The organism is Streptomyces noursei (assembly GCF_001646665.1).
Taxonomy (GTDB): Bacteria; Actinomycetota; Actinomycetes; order Streptomycetales; family Streptomycetaceae; genus Streptomyces; species Streptomyces lavendulocolor.
In genome coordinates, this window is sequence record NZ_LWBU01000090.1 from 1 (window position 1) to 7491 (window position 7491).

The window sequence follows — 7491 nt, forward strand, 5'->3', positions numbered from 1 at the left end:
CGGCTTGAGCATGACGTCGACCACGACGCGTGCCACTGGCACTCCTAACGCGAGAGTCTCCACGGGTTCAATGAGAAGAGGAAAAGTGATGCATTTCACTCTCCGAAGAAGCCCGGTCGTCCCCATTAGGCGGATGCCGGCGTCCCGAAGTCAAGCGATCACGGCGATCCGACCCGTCGCTTCAAATTCCTTGAAAGTGGCTGGAGTCGGGGTCGCGGCTGCCGCAGGCTGAAACCGTCCAGCGTCGCAGCGGTGTGCGTGGCGCAGGTCATGATCTCAATGGGGGAATGACATCACATGGCAGAACCACAGGTTGACCCACGGCCGGTCGCAGTCATCGGAGCCGGGCCTTCCGGGCTGGCTTCACTCAAGAGCCTCACCGATCTCGGTATTCCCTGCGTGGCCTACGAGTCCCACTCCGGTGTGGGCGGCATCTGGGACATCGACAATCCTCGCAGTTCGGTGTACCAGAACACGCACACCATCACCTCCAGGGAAGTGACCGGTTACGCGGACCTTCCGATGGACCGGGGGCTGCCGGCCTACCCCCGCCACGACCAGGTGCGTGACTACCTCGGGCAGTACGCCGAGCGGTTCGACCTGCTCCGGCTGATCCGGTTCGATTCCGACGTCACCCAGGTCGAGCGTCTTTCCGACGGCTGGCGCGTCACCACCGCCGACGGCGAGTCGCACGAGCACAGCGCGCTGATCATCGCCAACGGCCACAACTGGCACCCGTATCTCCCGGCCTTCTCCGGGAAGTTCGACGGGGAGATCCTGCACAGCAGGGACTACACGAACGCGGCCTCGCTCGCCGGCAAGCGCGTCCTGGTCGTCGGCGCCGGCAACTCGGGCTGCGACATCGCGGTGGAGGCCGCCGGGGTCACCGACCACGTGGCCATCAGCATGCGCCGCGGCTACCACTTCTTCCCCAAGTTCATCTTCGGGAAGCCCGCCGACCAGGTCTCCGAGTCCAGCCAGCACCTGCGCCTGCCGCCCCCGGTGGCCCGCGCGGTGTACCGCACCATGCTCAAGCTGAGCATCGGACGCCCCGAGCAGTTCGGGCTGCCCAAGCCGGACCACGAGCCGCTGGAATCCCCGCCCATCGTGAATTCGCTGCTGCCGTACTACTGCGCGCACGGACGGGTGCAGGTGCGGAAGGCGCCGGTGCGTTTCGACGGGAAGTTCGTCGAATTCTCCGACGGCACTTCCGAGGAATACGACGTCATCATCCTGGCCACCGGATTCCGTATTCACATCCCGTTCGTCGGCGAAGAGCACATGGACTGGGTCAAGGGCCGTCCGGACTTCTACCTCCTGGCGTTCTCGCCGCGCTACGACGACCTGTTCATCGCCGGAATGACCGACGGCACCGGCGGTCATTTCCCGACCGTGGAACTCCAGTCGCGCGTCATCGCCGGATACCTCGCGGCCCGGAAACGCGACCCCGAGGCGGCCCGCCGGTTCGACGAGCTGAAGCGGGCCCGCAACGTCGACATCACGGGCGGCATCAACTTCCTCGAGTCGCGGCGCAACCTCACCCAGTTCGAGCTGACCACGTACCTGCGCATCCTGCGCGACCACCTGGCGGTGCTGGGCGGCCAGGACACCACGTACGCCCGCCGGCCCTCCCTCCTCCAGCAGGCGGCCGCGCTCCTCCAGGGAGGTCGCAAGTGAACACCGTCGGTGCCGCGCTGCTGAGCGACGTGCAGAAGGAGGTCCTCGACGAGGTACTCGTCGGCGTCCCGTACAACAGCGCGTCCCAGTTCCACGAGTACTTCGGCACCAAGGCCGCCCCTCCGCGCCTCGGTCTGTCGTGCGCCTGGCAGTCCTTCACGGCCGGCCGCATGGTCATGGAGCGGTCCGGCATACCGGCCGAGTACCTGATCGACGGACGCCACGTGGCGGCCGTCTACCGCCAGCAGGACAGCCTCGTCATCCTCGACCCGTACCTGCTGCACGGGGAGCCGCTGCGGCTCGACCGCGGCGCGGCGGTCGACGGCGTGGTGCGGACGACCGTCGACGCCTACCCGTACCGCGTGAAGGCGGACGGCACCCCGGCGCCCAGCCGGGTGCGCGCCACGTGGGACCTCGGCGACGACACCATCCGCCTCGACTACCTGCGGTTCAGCCCGCGCCGGGGGCACAACACGGCGTCCCGCTCGTTCCTGCTGCGGCCCGACTCCCGGATCGACACGGTGCCGCCCGCCGCGGACTTCGTGCGGCGGCTGCTGGTCCACCCCGAGCAGCACAGCGTCTCCATCCGCGTCCTGCACCCGGTCACCCGGCAGATGGCCGAGCTGATCCTGCCGCTCGCCGGGCGGCCCGCGGGCGTCGCGGAGGACGGCCACCTGATGCTCACCAAGGACAACCAGGGGGCGGTCGCCCAGCACGGCGACGCCCGCTTCGAGCGCGACCTGGAGGTCGTGGCGGACGCGGTCTCGGCGTCCCGGGACGACGTGGTCGCCTTCCTGCTCGAAGCGGCCGCCATCCACCGCGCGGCAGCCCCGGCCGGGCTCGACCTGGCCCCGTACTCCCTGGAGGACGAGTGACGGCCACCGGCACGCAGGACACCGCCGTCCGGACCCGCTCGTACTTCCTGGCCGGCACGATGCAGGGGGCGCGCACGGGAGCGGACCTGGTCGACCAGTCGTACCGGGAGCGGCTGACCGAGACGCTGCTCACCCGGCGGCCCGGGGCCGTCGTGAACGACCCGGGCGTCGTGATGGCCGAATGGCTGGCGGCCCACCCCGCCGACGTACGGGCCGCGCACGCCGCGCTGAAGGACCGGCCGGTGCTGCACCACGCGCGGCTCGCCCCGGAACTGCGCGAACTGACCGCGCTGTTCCACCGGCTCACCGAGCTGGCCGCGGCGAGCGACGTGTGCGTGGCCTGGCTGCCCGGACATGAACCCAGCATGGGCACCGCGGCCGAGATGCTGTCGGCCCACCGCGCGGGACGCACCGTCGTGTCGATCACCGACATGCGCCAGAACCTGGCGGTGCTGTCGTGCTCCACGGTCATCCTGCCGGACCTGGACGCCTTCGCCGAATGGCTCGACGCGGGCGGGGACTCCGCATGAACGACGACCTGCGCGACGCGGACAAGCCCCGGGAGGCCTGCGGTGTCGCCGGCGTGTGGGGGCCCGAGGACCTCCACGCCGCGGTGGTGCGGGAGCTGCTCGTGGCGCTCCAGCACCGCGGGCAGGAGAGCGCGGGCATCGCCGTCGGCACGGGCGACGCCCTGGTGGCCCGGCACGGGGCCGGCACCGTCGCCCAGGCCCTGCCCGACCTGGACGGGCTGCCCGGGGGGCCGGTGGCGGTCGGACACGTCCGGTACGCCACCCACGGCACGCGCGACGCGCTGGCCGGGGCCCAGCCGGTCGTCCTGGACCGCCCGCCGCTGGCCGTCGCCCACAACGGCACACTGGTCGACCCGCACACCGCCCCGGGCGCCGACGCGCTGGCCCCGGACGAGTGGTTCACCGACAGCGAGCTGCTGGCCCGCCTGCTGCTCGACGCCCGCACGGCGGGCGGCCTCGACACCGTGGCCGCGCTCCACGCGGTGCTGCCCGGGCTGAAGGGCGCGTACGCACTGGTCCTGTCCGACGGGCGGAACCTGTACGGGGCGCGCGACCCGCACGGCTTCCGGCCGCTCGCGGTGGGACGCCGGGGCGACACGTGGCTGCTCGCCTCCGAGACCGCGGCGATCACCGCGGTCGGCGGCGAGGTGGTGCGCGAACTGGAACCGGGCGAGGTGCTGTCGATCGGCGCGCACGGCACCTCCAGCAGCCGGCTGGAGGTCCCGGACGCCAAGACCGCGGCCTGCCTCTTCGAGTACGTGTACTTCGCGCGCGCCGACTCCCAGCTTGCCGGGCGCAGCGTCTACCAGGCGCGGTACCGGGCCGGGCAGGCGCTCGCCGACCACGCGCCGGTCGAGGGCTCGCCCCGGCCGGTGGTCGTGGCCACCCCGGAGACCGCGCGCGTCGCGGCGGACGGGTACGCCGAGCGCGCCGGACTGACCGTCGTCCAGGGCCTGCTGCGCCCCGGCCAGGGCGGCCGGAGCTTCATCGCGGCCGACCAGGCGGCCCGGCACCACGCGGTCCGCAGGAAGCTCAGCCCCGTCCCGGCGGCCGTCGCGGGCCGGCGCGTGGTGCTGGTGGACGACTCACTGGTCCGCGGGACGACCATGCGTGCGGTGGCGCGGATGCTCCGCGACGCCGGGGCCCTGGAGGTCCACCTGCGCATCGCCTCCCCGCCGTACCGGTGGTCCTGCTTCTACGGCATCGACACCGGGCGCCCCGAGGAACTGCTCGCCGCCCGGCTGTCGATGACGGAACTGGCGGAGCAGCTCGACTGCGACAGCGTGGCCTTCCTCTCCCTGGACCGGCTGCTCGAAGCCGCCGGAGGCGACCGCTCCGGCTACTGCACGGCCTGTCTGACCGGCCGCTACCCGACCGCGACCCCCGCCGCGGCCTTCCCCGCGGCGCGCGGCGCCGAACCGTCCACCGCCCTCGCATCCCAAGCCACCGCCGAATGAGGAGAACGCAGCAGTGAACACGCCAACCGAGGCGACCGCCACCCGCGCGCCGGCCGCGGCGCACACCGGCCGGGATGCCCGCACCATCGTCGAAGCCCTGATCGCCCGCACCGAAGGCCCCGACGCGCACCGCGCCGTGGTCACCGCCCTGGACGCCTCCGGCGCGGTCCTGGAGAGCCTGACCCCCGTCGAACTCGACCGCCGCGCCCGGGAGCTCGCCACCGCGCTGCGCCAAGCGGGCGGGGCGGGCGACCGCGTCATCGTCCCCGCGCTGCCCGGACTCGACTTCCACATCGGCTTCCTGGGCTGCCTGTACGCCGGCATGATCGCCGTGCCGGTGCCCGCCTTCCGTACCGCGGCCCGCTCCGGCACCACGACCCGCGCCGAGCGGCTGGCCGGGATCTGCGGCGACTGCACCCCCTGCGCCGTCCTCGTCTCCACCCAGCAGGACGCCGACGAGGCCGACACCGACCTCGTCCCCGGCGTGCGGTTCGTCGCCGTCCGCCGCCCCGACGGCCCGGCGCCGGACGCCTCGCTGCCCGACCCGCCGGCCCTGGACCCCGCGACCACCGCGCTGCTCCAGTACACCTCCGGGTCCACCGGTGACCCGCGCGGCGTCGTCGTCCGCCACGGCAACCTCGTCGCCAACCAGGCGGCGATGCGCGACCGCTGCGAGGTGGAGCCCACCACCACCATCGTCAGCTGGCTGCCGTTCTTCCACGACATGGGCCTGTGCACGGCGGTGGTGCTGCCGCTGGTGTCCGGAGCCACCACCGTGACGATGGAGCCGGCCACCTTCGTCCGCGACCCGAAGGTGTGGCTGCGCGCCATCGCCGCCGAGGACGACGTCTTCACCGCCGCGCCGGACTTCGCGTACGACATCTGCGTCAACCGGATCCCGGCGGAGGAGCGCGCCGCCATCGACCTGTCGACCTGGCGGATCGCGGTCAACGGCTCCGAGCCCGTGCGCGCCGCCACCCAGCGCCGCTTCGCCGAGGCTTTCCGGCCGAGCTTCTTCCGCGAGGAGGTCTTCTCGCCGGGCTTCGGCCTCGCCGAGTGCACCCTCGCGGTCAGCCTCAGCCCCTCCCTCATTCCCACGGTCGTGGGCCTGTACGACCGTGAGGCGCTCGCCGAGGGCAAGGCGGTGGCCACCACGGTCGCGGCCGAGGGCATCGAACTCGTCGGCTGCGGACCCGTGGTGGACGACGTGCGGGTCGAGATCGTCGACCCCGACACCCACCAGCCGCTCGCCGACCGGGTCGTGGGCGAGATCTGGGTCGACTCGCCCGGCAACTGCGGCGGCTACTGGGAGCGCGAGCAGGAGTCGGCCGACATCTTCGCGGCGCGCCTCGCCGGCACGGACGGGGCCACCGGCCCGACGTACGTCCGCACCGGTGACCTCGGGTTCGTCGACGGCGGCGAGCTGTTCATCACCGGCCGCATCAAGGACGTGCTGATCATCGGCGGGGAGAACTACTTCCCGCAGGACGCGGAGGCCGTCGCCCTGGACTCCCACCCGGCGTTCGCCCAGCAGCGGGCCGCCGCCTGGCCGCTGAGCGAGGACGACAAGGGCGTGGCGGTGGTCGTGGAGACCATCGAGCGCGACCCGGAGGCGCTCGCCGCCGCCGTGCGGGCGGCCGGCATCGCGGTGGCGAAGGTCCTGCCGACCGCGGTCAGCGTCTACGCCGTACCGCGCAACAAGGTGCCCCGCACCACCAGCGGCAAGATCCGGCGGCGCGCCTGCGCCGAACAGGTCCGGTCCGGCGCGCTCAAGCCCCTGGCGCAGTGGTCCAGCCGGCGCACGGGAGGTGCCGCGTGAGCACCGCGCAGGAGGTCACCCAGGAGGTGGTGGCGGAGCGGCTGCGGGGCCTGATGGCCGAGCTGCTGGAGATGGAGCCGGCGGACCTCGACGACGAAGTGCCGCTCAGCGCCTTCGGCATCGACTCCATGACCAGCTCCGTCCTGCTGGCCGACGTGGAGAAGTGGTACGGCGTCCGGCTGGAGAGCACCGGGTCACTGGGCAGTCTCACCCTGACCGACATGGCGGAAGAAGTCGTGGCGGTACTGCGACGACACCCCGAGGAGAACTGACAGCATGGCACTGGACGCATTCGGATTCCTCTTCACCGGCCGCGGGCTCGACCCGGACCGCGACCGCTCCGTGATCGAGCGGGACGGCTTCCGCGCCGTCATGGTGGGCATGGCGGACCCCGCCCGAGCCCCCGAGGTGGCGGCACGCCTCGTCGACGAGGGCATCCAGCTCATCGAACTGTGCGGCGGCTTCGGGCCCGTCTGGACGGCCAAGGTCATCGAGGCCACCGGATCCCGGGTCCCGGTCGGCTCGGTCGGCTACGGGCCGGAGTCGATCGACGGCATGGCGGCGCTCTTCCCGCCGAAGGCGGACTGAGCCCGAGGCGAACCCGGCCCGGGGCGGCCCGAGCCGAGGGCGGGTTCAGCCCGAGGCGGCTGAGCCCCGGGCGGGTCGAAGCCCCGAGGGGCTGAGCCCTCAGGGGGCTGAGTCCCGGGTCGGGCCCGGAGGCGGGCCGAGTCCAGGGGCGCCTGGCCCGAAAGGGCCGAGCCCCGGGTGGGCCCGCCTCCAGGGAGCTGATTCCCGCGGCGGGACGAGCCCCGGGCGGGCGGAACCCCCAATCGGCTCGGTCCCGCGGGGGCTGAAGCCCCGGGGCGAGTCACCGGGTGGCCGATCCCCGAGGGGGCTGAGCCGCCGAGGCGGTCGACTCCCCGGTGGGCCGGCCCCCGAGAGGGGGTCGGTGTCGGCGGGCCGGGCCCGGTGGGGCTGAGGCTCGTACGGCCCCAGTGCTCGCCGCACTCCGGGCCGCTGCGTCCCGAAGGGGACGCAAACCCGACTGCCCGGGGCCCGAGGCGGTCGGGTGGCCGGCCGACCGGCCGGGCCGCCCCCCCCCCCCCCCCCCCCCCCCCGCCCGCCCCCCCCCT

The 7491-nt window shown here is 73.2% G+C and carries 7 protein-coding genes; all 7 read left to right on the forward strand.

The features are described 5' to 3' along the window. The first annotated feature begins 297 nt into the window (after positions 1–297). The 7 genes from A4V12_RS07400 to A4V12_RS07430 are packed head-to-tail and all read left to right on the forward strand — an operon-like array spanning position 298 to position 6946. Entirely contained in the window at positions 298–1677 is a 1380-nt protein-coding gene (locus tag A4V12_RS07400) for a flavin-containing monooxygenase (RefSeq protein ID WP_079136885.1), read from the forward strand. Continuing rightward, positions 1674–2552 (forward strand): hypothetical protein, encoded by an 879-nt coding sequence (locus A4V12_RS07405; protein ID WP_064068426.1) that lies wholly within the window; start codon positions 1674–1676, stop codon positions 2550–2552. Before A4V12_RS07400 ends, A4V12_RS07405 begins: the two co-directional genes overlap by 4 nt. After that, the gene (locus A4V12_RS07410; RefSeq protein WP_064068427.1) at positions 2549–3082 is read left to right on the forward strand and encodes a hypothetical protein; all 534 of its coding nucleotides are present in this window, start codon (positions 2549–2551) and stop codon (positions 3080–3082) included. The genes A4V12_RS07405 and A4V12_RS07410 overlap by 4 nt, the downstream gene beginning before the upstream one ends. Further along, on the forward strand, positions 3079–4539 hold the full coding sequence (purF, locus tag A4V12_RS07415; RefSeq protein WP_064068428.1) for an amidophosphoribosyltransferase: 1461 nt from the start codon (positions 3079–3081) through the stop codon (positions 4537–4539). Before A4V12_RS07410 ends, purF begins: the two co-directional genes overlap by 4 nt. 13 nt (positions 4540–4552) lie before the next feature. Continuing rightward, positions 4553–6358 carry a fatty acyl-AMP ligase gene (locus A4V12_RS07420; protein WP_064068429.1) on the forward strand — a complete coding sequence of 602 codons (1806 nt, stop codon included), beginning with the start codon at positions 4553–4555 and terminating at the stop codon, positions 6356–6358. Next, on the forward strand, positions 6355–6630 hold the full coding sequence (locus tag A4V12_RS07425; RefSeq protein ID WP_064068430.1) for an acyl carrier protein: 276 nt from the start codon (positions 6355–6357) through the stop codon (positions 6628–6630). The genes A4V12_RS07420 and A4V12_RS07425 overlap by 4 nt, the downstream gene beginning before the upstream one ends. 4 nt (positions 6631–6634) lie before the next feature. Next, entirely contained in the window at positions 6635–6946 is a 312-nt protein-coding gene (locus A4V12_RS07430) for a DUF6506 family protein (protein WP_064068431.1), read from the forward strand. Positions 6947–7491 lie beyond the last annotated feature (545 nt).

Excerpts from the sequence above, each read along its gene's own strand:
- A4V12_RS07430 (WP_064068431.1), top strand. The coding sequence starts at position 6,635 with ATGGCACTGGACGCATTCGGATTCCTCTTCACCGGCCGCGGGCTCGAC.
- A4V12_RS07400 (WP_079136885.1), top strand. The coding sequence starts at position 298 with ATGGCAGAACCACAGGTTGACCCACGGCCGGTCGCAGTCATCGGAGCC.
- purF (WP_064068428.1), top strand. The coding sequence starts at position 3,079 with ATGAACGACGACCTGCGCGACGCGGACAAGCCCCGGGAGGCCTGCGGT.